At 46.4% G+C, this 16,146-nt stretch carries 12 protein-coding genes; 2 read left to right on the forward strand and 10 right to left on the reverse strand.

Annotated elements, in window-relative coordinates:
* Positions 1-12: 12 nt before the first annotated feature.
* The gene (locus BO219_RS10330) at positions 13-2,682 is read right to left on the reverse strand and encodes a calcium-transporting P-type ATPase, PMR1-type (protein WP_077429469.1); all 2,670 of its coding nucleotides are present in this window, start codon (positions 2,680-2,682) and stop codon (positions 13-15) included.
* A 102-nt stretch (positions 2,683-2,784) separates the two neighbouring features.
* Here BO219_RS10330 and BO219_RS10335 point away from each other — a divergent pair, with 102 nt between their 5' ends.
* Both BO219_RS10335 and BO219_RS10340 read left to right on the forward strand, forming a co-directional pair.
* On the forward strand, positions 2,785-4,497 hold the full coding sequence (locus BO219_RS10335) for an Rqc2 family fibronectin-binding protein (RefSeq protein WP_077429470.1): 1,713 nt from the start codon (positions 2,785-2,787) through the stop codon (positions 4,495-4,497).
* A gap of 103 nt (positions 4,498-4,600) precedes the next feature.
* Positions 4,601-5,158 carry a hypothetical protein gene (locus BO219_RS10340; RefSeq protein ID WP_077429471.1) on the forward strand — a complete coding sequence of 186 codons (558 nt, stop codon included), beginning with the start codon at positions 4,601-4,603 and terminating at the stop codon, positions 5,156-5,158.
* Positions 5,159-5,201: 43 nt separating this feature from the next.
* Here the strand turns inward: BO219_RS10340 and pyrE are convergent, their stop codons facing one another.
* The 9 genes from pyrE to BO219_RS10385 form a co-directional block, all read right to left on the reverse strand.
* Positions 5,202-5,816 (reverse strand): orotate phosphoribosyltransferase, encoded by a 615-nt coding sequence (pyrE, locus tag BO219_RS10345; RefSeq protein ID WP_077429472.1) that lies wholly within the window; start codon positions 5,814-5,816, stop codon positions 5,202-5,204.
* A complete protein-coding gene (gene pyrF / locus BO219_RS10350) occupies positions 5,816-6,529 on the reverse strand; it encodes an orotidine-5'-phosphate decarboxylase (RefSeq protein ID WP_077429473.1) in 714 nt (237 codons plus the stop codon). The genes pyrE and pyrF overlap by 1 nt, the downstream gene beginning before the upstream one ends.
* Entirely contained in the window at positions 6,501-7,439 is a 939-nt protein-coding gene (locus BO219_RS10355; RefSeq protein WP_077429474.1) for a dihydroorotate dehydrogenase, read from the reverse strand. The genes pyrF and BO219_RS10355 overlap by 29 nt, the downstream gene beginning before the upstream one ends.
* Positions 7,436-8,200, reverse strand: a complete 765-nt coding sequence (locus tag BO219_RS10360; RefSeq protein ID WP_077429475.1) for a dihydroorotate dehydrogenase electron transfer subunit — start codon at positions 8,198-8,200, stop codon at positions 7,436-7,438. The genes BO219_RS10355 and BO219_RS10360 overlap by 4 nt, the downstream gene beginning before the upstream one ends.
* The gene (gene carB, locus BO219_RS10365) at positions 8,197-11,388 is read right to left on the reverse strand and encodes a carbamoyl-phosphate synthase large subunit (RefSeq protein WP_077429476.1); all 3,192 of its coding nucleotides are present in this window, start codon (positions 11,386-11,388) and stop codon (positions 8,197-8,199) included. The genes BO219_RS10360 and carB overlap by 4 nt, the downstream gene beginning before the upstream one ends.
* Positions 11,381-12,475, reverse strand: coding sequence for a carbamoyl phosphate synthase small subunit (locus BO219_RS10370; RefSeq protein ID WP_006323162.1), 1,095 nt, complete (start codon positions 12,473-12,475; stop codon positions 11,381-11,383). Before BO219_RS10370 ends, carB begins: the two co-directional genes overlap by 8 nt.
* Positions 12,472-13,758, reverse strand: coding sequence for a dihydroorotase (locus BO219_RS10375; RefSeq protein WP_077429477.1), 1,287 nt, complete (start codon positions 13,756-13,758; stop codon positions 12,472-12,474). The genes BO219_RS10370 and BO219_RS10375 overlap by 4 nt, the downstream gene beginning before the upstream one ends.
* Complete coding sequence (locus BO219_RS10380) at positions 13,724-14,647, reverse strand: aspartate carbamoyltransferase catalytic subunit (RefSeq protein ID WP_077429478.1); 924 nt, start codon at positions 14,645-14,647, stop codon at positions 13,724-13,726. The genes BO219_RS10375 and BO219_RS10380 overlap by 35 nt, the downstream gene beginning before the upstream one ends.
* A 142-nt stretch (positions 14,648-14,789) precedes the next feature.
* Positions 14,790-16,082 carry a solute carrier family 23 protein gene (locus tag BO219_RS10385; RefSeq protein WP_035020976.1) on the reverse strand — a complete coding sequence of 431 codons (1,293 nt, stop codon included), beginning with the start codon at positions 16,080-16,082 and terminating at the stop codon, positions 14,790-14,792.
* Between the last annotated feature and the right edge of the window lie 64 nt (positions 16,083-16,146).

Genomic DNA, 16,146 nt, shown 5'->3' on the forward strand with positions numbered 1-16,146 from the left:
AGCGAAAACATTTCATGAACGGCGACGCGCAAATAGCGAACCTGCCAGTAAAAACGTCGGAATAGCCGATAAGCCGACAATTAACAACCAATCTGCAAGCGGAAGCGAAACGGTATGGAAAATTGGTTGTAGCGGCGGATAATAAATGACAACAAGTAACAGTAGAAGCGATGACAAAACCGCAAGCACTAAATATATATTTTCAAACGGATTGCGGTCAAACACCGATCGTTCGCTTCGACAATCAAAAACGTGAATGAGTTGAGCGAGCACGAGCGTTGCGAAGGCGACCGTCTGCGCATACGTCAAGTTTTCTGGGTGGCGCGTATGCGCGACGAGAAAAGCGATAAGCGTCACTATGCCGATTAAAAACCCGCGGCTAACGATTTTCCAACCGAGCCCGCGCGCAAACACCCCTTCTTTCGGATGGCGTGGGGGCCGTCTCATGACGTTTTCTTCTGCAGGGTCTAATCCGAGTGCCATGGCAGGCAATCCATCTGTCACAAGATTGACCCATAAAATTTGAATCGGTACAAGCGGGAGTGGCAGAGCTAAAATCATCGCAAATAACATGACTAAAATTTCTCCGACGTTTGATGCAAGCAAATAGCGAATAAATTTGCGAATGTTTTCGTAAATGTTTCGCCCTTCTTCAATGGCAGCTTTAATGGTCGCAAAGTTATCGTCTAACAAAACGAGGGAAGCCGCTTCTTTTGAGACGTCCGTTCCTGTGATCCCCATCGCAATGCCAATGTTTGCTGTTTTAATAGCCGGGGCATCGTTGACGCCATCGCCTGTCATTGCGACAATATGCCCTCTTTTTTGCAACGCTTGTACGATTTTTAGTTTATGTTCTGGCGATACGCGCGCAAAAACATACACATCCTCTACAACGTCTTCTAACTCATCGACAGTGAGTTGCGATAACGTCTTTCCGTCCATCACTTTTCCATTTGATGGCAACATGTGTAGTTGCTGAGCGATCGCTTTTGCTGTTAATACGTGATCTCCTGTAATCATCACCGTTTTAATGCCTGCTTTTTTACATTCGGCTATCGCTTGTTTCACTTCTTTTCGCGGTGGGTCGATCATCCCTTGTAAACCGATGAACGTTAAGTCGCTTTCTGCTTTCGTTTCATCGTTGATCGCTTCGGCGAATGAAAGCGGACGATACGCGATCGCAATCGTTCGAAGCGCCTGTGAGGCGAGCATATTGACCGTTTGTTGTACCGTTTTTCGTTCTTGGTCGCGAAGCGGTTTGGCTTGACCGTTCATGTATAGGAAACGGCATCGTTCGAGCAACATATCTGGTGCTCCTTTTGTCACGATAAAGCGCCGATTCGAACGATCTTTCACGATGACGGTCATCATTTTGCGCGTCGAATCAAACGGAAATTCATGTTCAATCGTAAACTCATTAGCGATTTTGTCTTTCGTCCATCCTGCTTTCGCCGCAGCTACAACGAGTGCCCCTTCGGTCGGGTCACCATCAATCATATACGTTTTCCCTTTTTTCTTCAGCTCAGCATGATTGCACAACGCCCCGAACAGTAACAGTTGTTGCAACGATGTGTCTATTTTTTCTTGTTTACCGTTTAACAAAAACGTTCCTTTTGGTTCATAGCCCGTCCCGCTTACTGTCCATAAGCGATGATTCACCCATACGTGTGTGACGGTCATTTGATTTTCTGTCATCGTTCCTGTTTTATCAGAACAAATGACGGACGCGCACCCGAGCGTTTCAACGGCCGGAAGTTTGCGCACGATGGCGTTTCGTTTCATCATTCGCTGCACACCGAGCGCTAATACGACAGTGACAATAGCTGGTAATCCTTCAGGAATCGCCGCAACCGCAAGCGACACGCCTGCCAAAAACATGTCATACAGTTCATGTCCTTGCCATACACCAAGCACGACAACGAGCGCTGTGAGCGCTAAAGCGATGACAATTAAAATTTTGCCGAGCTGTTCAAGCTTTCGCTGCAACGGTGTTGTCATCGTTGGTGCAGACTGCAATAAATGGGCGATTTGTCCCATCGCTGTATTCATCCCTGTCGCTACGACAATACCTGCACCGCTTCCTTTCGTCACGAGCGTGCCCATAAACGCCATATTCGTCCGATCACCTAACGAAACGTCTTGGGGAAGTGGCGCTGTTTGTTTTTCAACCGGAAGCGACTCCCCTGTCAAAGACGATTCTTCAATATATAGTCCCTTCGCTTCAATAAGGCGTACGTCAGCCCCGATACGATCGCCGCTTGCGAATTTCACAATATCACCAACGACAAGGTCGGCGGACGGCACTTTCATCCATTCACCGTCACGTAAAACGAGCGATTCTGGGGCGGATAGTTTTTTTAACGCCTCAAGCGACTTTTCCGCTCGCCGCTCTTGTATAAATCCTAGGCATGCGTTAATGATCACAATCGCTACGATGGCGATCGCATCGATGTATTCCCCTAATACGGCAGAAATCGCCGTTGCCGCCAATAAAACGAGCACCATAAAGTCTTGAAACTGCCCGATAAATTGTTTGAACGCAGACGGCTTTTTTTCTTCTGACAGCTCATTTTTTCCAAATTGTTTTAATCGTTTTTTCGCTTCTTTTTCCGTTAATCCGAAACCGATTGTTGTGTTTACTTGTTGTTCGACTTGTTCAACACGCAGTCCGTGCCAGCTCATTTCTTTCCCCCTTCCGCTTATCTTATCTATGACAGCTTATTCAGGCATGTACAAAAAAATGATATGGTATAATCAAAAGAAAAAAGAGAAAGGTGTTTTTTTATGTCGTTTGACGGAGTATTTACATATGCGATGACAAAAGAATTACAGCGCACGCTTGTCGGGGGGCGCATTTCAAAAATTTATCAACCCTCTTCATATGAATTAGTATTTCATGTTCGCTCGCACGGACGTAACTATAAATTGTTATTATGTGCACATCCGACTTACGCCCGTATTCATTTAACAAATGAGACGTACGATAACCCGTCTGAACCACCGATGTTTTGCATGCTTTTGCGCAAACATATGGAAGGGGGCATCATCGAGGCGATTACGCAAGTCGATTTTGATCGCATCATCATCATTCACGTGAAAGCAAGAAATGAGCTTGGTGATGTATGTACGAAGCAACTCATTATTGAAATGATGGGCCGCCACAGCAACATCATTCTCGTCGATGAACAGACGAATACAATTATCGATAGCGTCAAACATCTCTCGCCTGCTGTGAACCGCTATCGAACGGTGCTGCCGGGGGCGCCTTACATTTCGCCGCCATCACACAACAAACTGAATCCGCTTGATGCGACGGAAGAAACGGTGTTAAAAAAAATCGATTTTCTCGCTGGAAAATTAGCCGATCAACTCGTGGCGACATTTATGGGCATTTCTCCGCTGTTTGCTCGCGAAGCTGTTCATCGGGCAGGGCTCGCCAATCGGACGACGCTACCGAAAAGTTTTATATCGCTTATCGAAAACGTACGAAACGGGAATTTTACTCCGTGTATATATACGACAGGGGAAAAAGAAATATTTTACGCGTTGCCACTCACTCATATTGAAGGCGAAATGAAACCGTTTGACACATTAAGCGAGATGCTTGACCGTTTTTATTTCGGCAAGGCCGAACGCGACCGTGTCAAACAACAAGCGCACGATTTAGAGCGATTTGTCGCGAATGAAAAAGCGAAAAATGAGAAAAAGCTCATGAAGTTACAACAAACGTTAGAAGAAGCAAAACAAGCGGAGCGATATCGGCTGTACGGCGAATTGTTGACGGCAAATCTTTACGCGGTTGAACGCGGAATGAAAGAAGTGAAAGTTGTTAACTATTACGACGAAAATGGTGCAACGGTCACGATTCCACTTGATGAACAAAAAACGCCATCGGAAAACGCGCAAAGCTATTTTCAAAAGTATCAAAAAGCGAAAAACTCGCTTGCGATCGTCCAAGAGCAAATCGAACGCACAAAAGAAGAAATCGTCTACTTCGAAACGCTTTTACAACAGCTCGAAACAGCCTCACCAAAAGACATTGACGATATTCGCGACGAATTAATCGAACAAGGCTATTTGCGCGCCAAGGCGACAAAACAGAAAAAACAAAAGCCGCGCACGATTGACCTTGAACGCTACATCTCAAGCGACGGCACGGAAATTTTCGTCGGCAAAAACAATAAACAAAACGACTATTTAACGAACAAATTCGCAAGCAAAGACGACATTTGGCTTCATACGAAAGACATCCCTGGCTCCCACGTCGTCATTAAAAGCAAGCAACCATCCGAACAAACGATCATCGAAGCTGCCCATTTAGCCGCCTACTTTAGTAAAGCGCGCCACTCCAGCTCCGTTCCGGTCGACTACACGCGCGTCCGCTACGTTAAAAAACCGAGCGGTGCCAAACCTGGTTTCGTCATTTACGAAAACCAACAGACGATTTACGTCACGCCGGACGAGGAGTTGGTCGTGAGGATGAAAAAACCCGTCTAAGCAGGCGGGTTTTTCACACTTATCAAAATATTTTGTCGTTTTTTTATTCTCTCTTTTCGTCGAATCATGATATAATGGGAGCGAAAAAAAGGATGTGAGCATGATGGAACAGTTGTTGCAACGCATTTTTGATGAGCTGGCATATTTGCGTGCGAATATGGCAACGAAAGAAGACGTCGCTATGTTGAAAGATGACATTCGCGTATTAGAAAACCGCGTGAGTCATATCGAACAGACGATGGCGACAAAAGACGATATTGCAAGCATCGAGCAGCGTATGGCGACAAAAGACGATGTCGCAAGCATCGAGCAACGTATGGCGACAAAAGAGGATGTTGTATCTCTGCAAAGCGGTATGCGTGAGCTTGAACATCGGGTGGAGCGAATTGAACAGACAATGGCCACAAAAGACGATGTGGCGCTCGTGCCAGCGATTCGGGAAATGGTTGGACAATTAATGGAACGAATGACTGTTGTTGAGTTGCATGTTCAAGAAATTCCTGCTATGAAACAGCAAATTGAACAATTGTCGCAACAAATGGAAGAAGGATTTGAAAAAATGGCGCATCAAGAAACGATTCTACAAGCATTATCACTCCGTTCGATTCAACAAGCAAACGATATCCACTATTTAAAAACAAACGTCATTCCCACGAAATAAATATAACATGAAAAAGGGTGTCACTCGTTGGACACCCTCGTTTTTATGCTTCTAATTGCTCACGCCAATGATGTAGTGTTGCTCGCTCTTTTTCGGTAATGATACTAAGCTCTGTTGCTGTTTCGATGAGCGTATCGTAATCGGTGACGGTGTAGTATGGGACTTGTTCTTGCTGAAATGCTCGTTTGCCTTTTTGTAATCCGTATGTAAAAATGGCAACGACGCCAAGCACATGGCATCCTGCTTCGCGCAAAGCCCGCACAGCATTTAGCGAGCTGCCACCTGTTGAAATTAAATCTTCTACGACAACAACGCGTTGCCCTCGTTCGACTTTCCCTTCAATTTGTTTCCCTTTTCCATGTCCTTTCGCTTGACTACGCACATAACACATCGGTACATCGAGTCGTTCGCTCACCCATGCCGCATGGGGAATGCCTGCGGTAGCGGTGCCAGCGACAACTTCCACATTCGGAAAATGCGTACGAATAAGCGAAGTGAGTTCATCGGCAATCATTTTTCTCACCGCTGGGTACGCTAACGTCAGCCGATTGTCGCAATAAATAGGGGATTGTATGCCGGAAGACCACGTAAATGGTTCGTTTGGGCTTAACGATACTGCACCGATCGAAAGCAATTGTTTTGCGATTTCTTTGTTCATCATTGTCCACCATCCCATTCTCGTTTTAGGCGTTCATATGCCGCATATGGATTGTGCGCTTTTGTGATACTTCGTCCGATGACGATATAATTTGTTCCAAGCTGTTTCGCCTCATATGGTGTTACAACGCGCACTTGATCGTCCGCTTGATCATCCGCAAAACGAATGCCTGGGGTAACGGTGATGAACGATGCGCCAAGTGATGCACGAAGAAACGGCACTTCTTTTGCGGAACAAACGACGCCGTCAAGCCCACTTCGATATGCAAGGGTGGCGTAATGAAGCACCGCTTCATTCATCGTACGGTCGATCAACAATTCATCATGGAGCATTCGTTCGCTTGTGCTCGTTAGCTGCGTCACCGCAATGCAACGGGGACGCTTCATTCCCGGTGGCGTTCCTTCTTCTAATCCTTCGATCGCTGCGCACATCATCGCGCTTCCTCCTGATGCATGAACGTTCACTAAATCAATGCCTAATTTCGCCAATCCTTTCATTGCTCGTTTTACTGTATGCGGAATATCATGAAGCTTTAAATCTAAAAAAATATCATGTCCGCGCTGCTTTAATTCGTCGATGATCGCTGGACCTTCTTGAAAATATAGCTCCATGCCGACTTTTAAAAAGAGCGATGTGTCAGAAAATAACTGCAAAAACGACCGCACTTCTTCCTTTGATGAAAAATCAAGTGCCACAATAAACGGTTTGTCCATTGTTCCAGCTCCTTCCCGTACATTCCGAAATATGATCGATACGTAGTTCATCTAAAAGAGGTGGCAAGTCGCGAATAATATGTGGACAAACGTACGGGTCGATAAAATTCGCTGTTCCAATCGCCACCGCGCTTGCACCGGCATAAAAAAACTCGATGACATCTTCGGCGCTTTGAATGCCGCCCATGCCGATAATCGGAAGCGATACTGCTTGGCTTACTTCATAAATCATTCGAATGGCAATCGGTTTAATGGCTGGACCAGATAATCCGCCTGTTCCGTTCGCTAAAATCGGCTTCCCTGTTTTAACGTCGATGCGCATGCCAACTAACGTATTAATCATCGTCAATCCGTCCGCGCCTGCTTGTTCAATCGCTTTCGCCATCGCGACGATATTGGTGACATTCGGTGATAGTTTCACATAAACAGGCACGTCCGACACTTCTTTTACCGCCCGCGTCAGCTCCGCAGCGACTTCTGGGACCGTTCCGAATGCGATGCCGCCCTTTTTCACGTTTGGGCATGAAATGTTTAACTCGAGCGCATGAACATTTGGCGCTTTTGATATGCGCTTGGCGACTTCTACGTATTCTTCCACCGTTGAGCCAGCGATGTTGGCGATAATCGGTACGTCGTATTGCGCTAACCACGGCAGTTCTTCAGCAAGCACATAATCAACGCCGGGATTTTGCAACCCGATCGCATTTAACATGCCGCTTGCCGTCTCGGCGACACGTGGCGTCGGATTGCCGAAGCGCGCGTCAAGCGTCGTCGCTTTAATCATAATTGCTCCGAGAACGCTTAAATCGTAAAATTTCGCGTATTCCCGTCCAAATCCGAAACAACCTGAAGCAGGCATAATCGGATTTTTTAATGAAAGTCCTGGCAATTCGACTGCTAATCGGTTCATAATACGACCTCCCCCGCTCGAAATACAGGTCCATCGCTACATACTTTTTTATATGCCGTTTCGCTGTTTGGCACGTGGCATACGCATGCAAAACAAGCGCCGACGCCGCAACCCATTCGTTCTTCTAATGACAAATATAGCTCTTTATGCGGAAATTGTTGTTGTAATGCTTTTAACATCGGCTTCGGTCCGCACGCATATAACACATGAAACGAAAGGGCGTGACGTTGAATGACGTCGGTAACAAATCCTTTCATGCCGTACGAACCATCTGCCGTTGCAACGTACGTCTTACCGAACGAAGCAAATTGTTGCTCGTAAAAGACGACTTCTTTCGTTTGAAAACCGAGCACGACTGTGACACATACACCGTTTTTCACTAGTTGCTTTGCTAATTCATAGAGTGGCGGCACCCCGATACCACCACCGACAAGAAGGGCATGTTGCCCGCTTGAAAGAGCGGAAAGCGGAAAGCCGTTTCCGAGCGGACCGAGCACATCGAGCGACTCCCCAGGCTGTTTTTGCGAAAGGAGCGTTGTTCCTGCCCCTTCCGCACGGTAAATGATCGTACATTCTCCTGCTTCGTGATTAATGTCGCAAAGACTGAGCGGCCGTCTTAGTAACGGTTCACGATGTCCCACTTTAACATGCACAAATTGTCCGGGGGTGTGCATGCGCTGAACGAGCGAACCGGAAAGCGTTAATTCATAAATGCCTGTTGCGATTTGGTGGTTGGAGACGATTATCATATTTTCTCTCATACGCCCACCTTCTTTTCTGTCATTGCCGTTGTCGAAAACGTCATCGCTTCTAAAACGAGCAGCATCGCTTTCGCTGTATCGAGCGACGTTAAACAAGGAATGCCATTTTCCACCGCTTCGCGACGAATGCGGAAGCCGTCGCTTTCCGTTTCTTTTCCTTTTGTTAATGTGTTAATAACGACTTGTGCTTCGCCTTGGCGAATGACGTCAAGAATGTTTGGTGAACCGGTATGAATTTTATTGACGACAGTCACAGGAATGTTCGCTTTCCGCAACGTTTGCGCTGTGCCGTTTGTCGCAAGCAATTGATAGCCGATATTGTAAAAGCGGCGCGCGATATCAATCGCCTCTTCTTTATCTTTATCGGCAATCGTCAATAAGACGGCACCGTGCGGACGAATGTGGATGCCAGAAGCGACAAGCCCTTTATAAAGCGCCTTCGCAAACGTGTCGTCTTTCCCGATCACTTCACCCGTCGATTTCATTTCTGGACCGAGCGAAATATCGACGTTACGCAACTTTGCGAATGAAAACACAGGCGCTTTCACATATACCCCTTCACTTTCTTCTTTTAATCCAGTGTAGTAACCAAGCTCGTTTAACTTTGCGCCTAAAATGACTTTTGTTGCGATGTTTGCCATCGGCACGTTCGTAATTTTACTTAAAAATGGAACGGTGCGGCTTGAACGTGGATTCACTTCTAACACGTACACATCGCCGTCATATAGTACGAACTGAATGTTTAACAGTCCAACGATGCGCAATCCTTTTGCCAACGCAATCGTATAGTCAACAATTTGTTGTTTCATGTCTTTCGTTAACGTTTGTGGCGGATAGACGGCGATCGAATCGCCAGAATGAACACCGGCGCGCTCAATATGCTCCATAATGCCTGGGATAAACACATCTTCTCCGTCCGAAATGGCATCGACTTCAATTTCTTTTCCGATTAAATAACGATCAATTAATACCGGGTGTTGCGGATTGACTTTCACTGCATGCTCCATATAATGTAACAACTCTTCTTCTTTATATACGATTTCCATTGCACGACCACCGAGCACGTACGATGGACGCACGAGAACAGGATAGCCGATGTCTTTCGCGATGTGTACCGCTTCTTCAACCGAAAACGCTGTTTTTCCTTTCGGTTGCGGAATGCCGAGTTGCGCAAGCGTTCGTTCAAATTTGTCGCGGTTTTCGGCACGATCTAAATCTTCAAGCGAAGTGCCGAGAATGCGCACCCCACGCGCCGCTAATTCCGCCGCTAAGTTGATCGCTGTTTGTCCACCAAATTGTACAATCACGCCGATCGGTTGTTCTAAATCGATGACGTGCATGACATCTTCAATCGTTAACGGTTCAAAGTAAAGCTTGTCGGAAATACTAAAGTCGGTTGAAACCGTTTCTGGATTGTTGTTAATAATAATCGCTTCATATCCTGCTTCTTTAATCGCCCATACGGAATGAACGGTCGCATAGTCAAATTCGATCCCTTGTCCGATGCGAATCGGACCCGAACCGAGGACGACAACACTTTCACGCGTTGTAACAATAGATTCGTTTTCTTCTTCATATGTGCTGTAATAATACGGCGTTTCCGATTCGAATTCCGCTGCGCACGTATCGACCATTTTATATACCGGCGTAATGCAAGCGCGTTTCCGCATCTCATACACATCTCGTTCAGTCATCTGCCAATATTTCGCAATCGCCACATCAGAAAAGCCCATTTCTTTCGCTTTTTTTAGTATGTCGATATTGCCAACATGTTCGCGTAAAACGGATTCGTACTTCACAATGCCTTCAATTTTTGTTAAAAAGAACGGATCGATTTGGCTCCATGCATGCACTTGTTCGACCGTTACACCGCGACGAAACGCTTCCGCAATGTAAAATAACCGTTCATCGCCCGCTTTTTGAATACGCTTTTGTATCAATGCATCATCGACTTGTTCTTTTAATTCTAAATGATAGACGTTCGTTTCAAGTGAGCGCACCGCTTTTAATAGCGACTGTTCAAACGTGCGCCCGATCGCCATTACTTCCCCCGTCGCTTTCATTTGTGTACCGAGATGACGGTTGGCGGATTCAAACTTGTCAAATGGAAAACGCGGAATTTTAGTGACGACGTAATCAAGCGTTGGCTCAAAACACGCATACGTTTTTCCCGTCACAGGATTCGTCATTTCATCAAGCGTTAAACCAACGGCAATTTTTGCGGCAAGCTTCGCAATCGGATACCCTGTCGCTTTTGATGCAAGCGCCGATGAGCGACTCACGCGCGGGTTGACTTCAATGACGTAATATTGGAAGCTGTGCGGATCAAGGGCAAGTTGAACGTTGCAGCCCCCTTCGATGCCGAGCGCACGAATGATGCGCAGCGAGGCGTTGCGCAATAGCTGATATTCACGATCGCTTAACGTTTGACTTGGCGCGACAACGATGGAATCGCCCGTATGAATGCCGACGGGATCAATATTTTCCATATTGCAAACGACGATGGCGTTGTCTTTCGAATCGCGCATGACTTCGTATTCAATTTCTTTATAGCCTGCGATACTTTTTTCTAATAAACATTGATGAACGGGGCTCATTTTTAAGCCGCTTGAAACGATATCGACAAGCTCTTCTTCGTTCGTACAAATGCCTCCGCCTGTTCCACCGAGCGTAAATGCCGGGCGAACGATGACCGGATATCCGATTTGTGAAACGAACGCATACGCCTCTTGTAAACTATGTACGATGGCGCTTTCTGGCACCGGCTCGCCAAGCTCGTTCATAAGGGCTCGGAATTGTTCACGGTCTTCCGCTTTTTCAATCGCTTCTAATTTCGTGCCGAGAATTTCAACACCGCACTCTTCAAGCACTCCTGCTTTTGCTAATTCGACCGCTAAGTTTAATCCCGTCTGCCCGCCAAGCGTCGGCAAAATGGCATCGGGCCGTTCTTTCCGAATGACGCGCGAGACAAATTCGAGCGTTAACGGTTCCATGTATACTTTGTCAGCAATTTCTGTATCGGTCATAATCGTTGCCGGGTTGGAGTTGACGAGAATGACTTTATATCCTTCTTCTTTTAACGCTAAACATGCTTGCGTCCCCGCATAATCGAACTCCGCTGCTTGCCCGATGACAATCGGTCCAGAACCGATGACGAGAATCGTTTCAATATCTTGACGTTTAGGCATGAACGACACCTCTTTCTTTTTTAAACTGTTCAATCATCGCAATAAAATCGTCGAATAAACCGTTTGCGTCTTCTGGACCTGGCGACGCTTCCGGATGATATTGCACGGTAAACGCAGGAACGTCGCGATGGCGAAGCCCTTCAATCGTTCCGTCATTTAATGCGATGTGCGTCACTTCTAGCCGCGTGTGACGAAGCGACTGCTCTGTAACGGTATAGCCGTGATTTTGTGAAGTAATTGCTACTTTTCCTGTTTGGAGATGTTTCACAGGGTGATTGGAACCTCGATGACCGAACTTCATTTTTTCTGTATTCGCCCCACAAGCGAGTGCAAATAGTTGATGACCGAGACAAATGCCAAAAAGCGGAACGTGGCCAAGTATGTGTTGAATCATGTCAATCGCTTCTGGTACGTCTTTCGGATCCCCTGGTCCGTTCGATAACATGACACCGTCGGGATGCCATTGCAATACTTCTTCGGCCGTTGCGTTGTACGGTAACACGATGACATCGCAATGGCGTTTATTTAATTCGCGCAAAATACCATGCTTCATGCCAAAGTCGATTAAAACGATGCGATGGCCACGCCCTGGGCTAACGTATGGGCTTTTTGTCGATACGCGTTTCACTTGATCGCGCGCAAGCTCCGTTTCTTTTAAATAAGCGACTGCCTCCGTCACAGACACGTCCATGTCGCAAATCATCCCTTTTAACGTGCCGTATTGACGAATGATGCGCGTCAGTTTCCGCGTATCGACACCTGCTAAGCCGGGGATATTTTTCATGCGCAAATATTCGTCAATCGTTAGCTCACTTCGCCAATTGGACGGAGATAGGCACGCTTCTTTCACAATAAACCCAAACACATGCGGTTCGATCGATTCGAAATCGTCGCGGTTGACGCCGTAGTTGCCGATCAATGGATATGTCATCGTTACGATTTGTCCACAATACGACGGATCAGTCAAAATTTCTTGATATCCTGTCATTCCTGTGTTAAAAACGACTTCACCGACTGTTTGTCGTTCACTTCCAAACGCTTCGCCAACAAAACGTGTACCATCTTCTAAAATGAGTTGTCGTTTCATTCTCCTCTTCCTTTCTGCCAAACCATTTTTCCATCTACAATCGTCATCGTTGGCCACCCTTTACATGTCCAGCCTGCAAACGGTGTATTTTTTCCTTTCGATACAAACGTGTTTGGATCAATGGCTTGTTCGGTATGTAAATCGATAATGACGAAATCTGCTTTGGCGCCAACTTTTAGTTCCCCGCCGTCAATGCGAAACGTCTCGGCTGGTTTTTTTGAAAGCCAGTCAACAAGCTGTTTTAACGTGCATATTCCCTTTTCAACAAAATGCGTATATAAAAGCGGAAAGGCCGTTTCTAATCCGACGATGCCAAACGGTGCAAGCACCATCCCTTCGCTTTTTTCTTCCTTTGTGTGTGGCGCATGATCGGTGGCAATAAAATCAATCGTTCCATCAAGCAATCCTTCGATTAACGCCTGTTGATCTTCTTTCGTTCGCAACGGTGGATTCATTTTAAAGTTCGCATCTAACATTGGGATGTCTTCATCACAAAGCAGTAAATGGTGCGGAGTCACTTCAGCAGTGACGCGAATTCCTGCTTGTTTCGCCTCGCGCACGATGCGCACCGACTGTTTCGTGCTTATATGACAAACGTGGTAGTGACACCCGGTCGCTTCGGCTAACAACACATCGCGGGCAATATGTACCGATTCACAAACGGAAGGAATGCCAGAAAGTCCATACCGTTTTGCAAATGAACCGTCGTGTACACATCCTTTATATGTGAGCGTTTCGTCTTCACAATGTGCGACAATAGGCATATCGAGAGCTGCCGCTTGTTGCATCGCTTCATACATGATGCGCGCGCTTTGCACTCCCACGCCATCGTCTGTAAACGCGAACGCTCCTGCTTCTTTTAAGGCCGCGAAATCGACAAGCTGTTTTCCTGCTTGGCGCACTGTAATCGAAGCATACGGTAACACGCGCACGTGCGCCGTTTCGCGAATGCGGTTGACGAGCCACTCCATTTGTTGTTTCGTATCAGGTACTGGTTTTGTGTTTGGCATCGCTGCAATCGTTGTAAATCCGCCTTTTGCCGCAGCGAGCGTACCTGTCGCGATCGTTTCTTTATGCTCGCCGCCCGGCTCACGTAAATGAACGTGTACGTCGACAAATCCTGGCGCGACAAATTGCCCATCCACATCAATGACTTCATCATCGGCGTCTGCATGAAGGTCGTGGGCGATTTGAACGATACGACCTCCAGCAACTTTTATATCCGTCTGTATAAGTTCACCTTGCTCATTAAGCAAACGCGCACGTTTGAAAATGATAGCCATGTTTCGTTCCTCCTTTTTGTAATGCTCGTTTTAAAACAGCCATGCGCACGTATACACCGTTTTCCATTTGTTTAAAAATGCGTGATCGTTCACATTCAACGAGTTCACTTGCGATTTCTACATCGCGATTGACTGGAGCCGGATGTAAAATGATGCTCGTGTTTTTCATTTGTTTTTCTCGCGCGATCGTTAAACCGTACTGTTCATGATATTGCTCTTTCGTCCATCCCATTTTTTCTTCATGACGCTCGTGCTGAATGCGAAGAAGCATGACGACGTCTGCTTCTTTCACTGCCGTGTCAAGATCGACGTATGTGCCGTACGGATTCGTTATATCTTGCCACTCAGGAGGGCTGCAAAAGAAGACGTTTGCGCCGAGCCTTGTTAATATTTCAGCATTCGAACGTGCTACTCGGCTATGACGAATGTCACCAACAATGGCAACATTCAGCCCGATAAATGTGCCAAATTGTTGACGAATCGTCAGTAAATCTAATAACGATTGCGTCGGATGATGACCGCACCCGTCGCCTGCATTAATGATCGGAATGTCAATCGTATGGCGCAACGGTTCAAAGTAATGATCGGATGGATGGCGAATGACGACCGCTTCCACACCGATCGCTTGCAACGTCCGAATCGTATCGTACAACGTTTCTCCTTTTTGGACGCTCGACATCTCTGCATCAAACGGAATGACTTCAACCCCAAGTTTTCGTTCCGCTATTTCAAAACTGCATTTTGTGCGCGTGCTCGGTTCAAAAAATAAGTTGGCGACAAACGTTTGTTTATTGACTTTCCACGTTTCACCGTTCGCAAATCGTTCCGCTTCATGCAAAATGGCGAGCACTTCATCAACCGAGAGTTCTGCTAACGTTAGTAAATGCATATAAACTCCTCCTTTTTAGTAAAAAAACACCTTGCCGAGCGAGGCAAGGTGTTTACAAGCATGAGGAAAGAGACCGTTTCGATGAACGGATTTCCTCTAGTACACCTTTGTAAGCCTCGCTGGACTTCTTTTAAAAGGTGTGTTATGCGACATCATGTTTTTGTTCAAATACGCTATCCGACACTTTCGGGCGACCAGGCAAAATGAGGTTTAATACGATACCTGTGATTGCCGCAAGCGCCATACCGTGCACTTCAAATTGTTCTGATACTTTCACAACCGCATCCCCGATGCCGATGACGAGAATAACTGATGAGATGACTAAGTTTCGTTTGTCACCAAAGTCGATTTTACTATCGACAAGCATGCGCAAACCTGAAGAAGCGATAATTCCGAACAGTAAGATCGATACGCCACCCATGACCGGCGTCGGAATCGAGCTAATAAGCGCCGTCACTTTTCCTAAAAATCCGAACGCGATCGCGAGCACAGCCGCACCAGCTAACACATATACGCTATATACGCGCGTAATCGCTAACACGCCGATATTTTCTCCGTATGTCGTCTTCGGCGGACCGCCGATGAGGGCTGAAATCATCGTCGCTAATCCATCACCGAAAATCGAGCGATGTAAACCTGGTTCTTTAATGTAATCGCGCCCAACGACTTTGCTTAATACGAGCTGATGACCGATATGTTCAGATAATGTCACAATGGCTACAGGCACCATCAAAAGCACAATGTCGAGCGTCACGCGTACATCGTAATGAACGAACGGCAACAAGAAATCAGGCATCTCAAGCCATTTTGCTTTTGCTACCCCTGATAAATCGACGACGCCGACAGCTAACGCGTACACGTAGCCGACGATAATGCCCATCAAAACAGGTACGAGACTAAACATTCCTCTTGATAAAATCGAAAACATAATCGTCGCAGCAAGCGTCACGACCGCAACAGAAAAGTGCGTCAAGCTATACTTTCCATCTGGGCCGTTCATCGCCATGCTGACGGCAACGTTTGCTAATCCTAAGCCGATGACGATAATGACCGGACCGACGACGATCGGTGGAAGTAAATTCATAATCCAACGATAACCTGCTTTTTTAATCGCTAAAGCGACGATGCCATATACGAGACCGGCTAAAAAACTTCCGATCATCGCCGCACCCGGACCGCCAGCTGCTTTCGCTGCAATAATTGGCGTAATAAACGCGAACGATGAGCCGAGGTAAGCAGGTACTTGCCATTTTGTCACGATTAAAAAGGCGATTGTACCGAGTCCGCTTGAAATGAGCGCCATCGCTGGACTTAACCCGACCAAATATGGCACTAAAATGGTGGCACCAAACATCGCAAATAAATGTTGTAAACTAAGTGTAACAAGCTGTCCGAAAGAAGGAACATCTTTCACGTCTAATACTGGTTTATTCATCTTCTCTCTCCCTTTCTTTTTATTAAAAAACCCTCTTTGTCCGTACGAAGGCACAAAGAGGGTA

The sequence above is a fragment of the Anoxybacillus kestanbolensis genome, from assembly GCF_001996285.1.
In the GTDB taxonomy this organism is placed as follows: Bacteria; Bacillota; Bacilli; order Bacillales; family Anoxybacillaceae; genus Anoxybacillus; species Anoxybacillus kestanbolensis_A.

Coding starts and splice junctions, on each gene's coding strand:
- pyrF (WP_077429473.1), bottom strand. CDS start 6,529: ATGGACAAACCGTTTATTGTGGCACTTGATTTTTCATCAAAGGAAGAA.
- pyrE (WP_077429472.1), bottom strand. CDS start 5,816: ATGAACAAAGAAATCGCAAAACAATTGCTTTCGATCGGTGCAGTATCG.
- BO219_RS10360 (WP_077429475.1), bottom strand. CDS start 8,200: ATGAGAGAAAATATGATAATCGTCTCCAACCACCAAATCGCAACAGGC.
- BO219_RS10340 (WP_077429471.1), top strand. CDS start 4,601: ATGGAACAGTTGTTGCAACGCATTTTTGATGAGCTGGCATATTTGCGT.
- BO219_RS10370 (WP_006323162.1), bottom strand. CDS start 12,475: ATGAAACGACAACTCATTTTAGAAGATGGTACACGTTTTGTTGGCGAA.
- BO219_RS10330 (WP_077429469.1), bottom strand. CDS start 2,682: ATGAGCTGGCACGGACTGCGTGTTGAACAAGTCGAACAACAAGTAAAC.
- BO219_RS10335 (WP_077429470.1), top strand. CDS start 2,785: ATGTCGTTTGACGGAGTATTTACATATGCGATGACAAAAGAATTACAG.
- BO219_RS10355 (WP_077429474.1), bottom strand. CDS start 7,439: ATGAACCGATTAGCAGTCGAATTGCCAGGACTTTCATTAAAAAATCCG.
- BO219_RS10375 (WP_077429477.1), bottom strand. CDS start 13,758: ATGGCTATCATTTTCAAACGTGCGCGTTTGCTTAATGAGCAAGGTGAA.
- BO219_RS10385 (WP_035020976.1), bottom strand. CDS start 16,082: ATGAATAAACCAGTATTAGACGTGAAAGATGTTCCTTCTTTCGGACAG.
- carB (WP_077429476.1), bottom strand. CDS start 11,388: ATGCCTAAACGTCAAGATATTGAAACGATTCTCGTCATCGGTTCTGGA.
- BO219_RS10380 (WP_077429478.1), bottom strand. CDS start 14,647: ATGCATTTACTAACGTTAGCAGAACTCTCGGTTGATGAAGTGCTCGCC.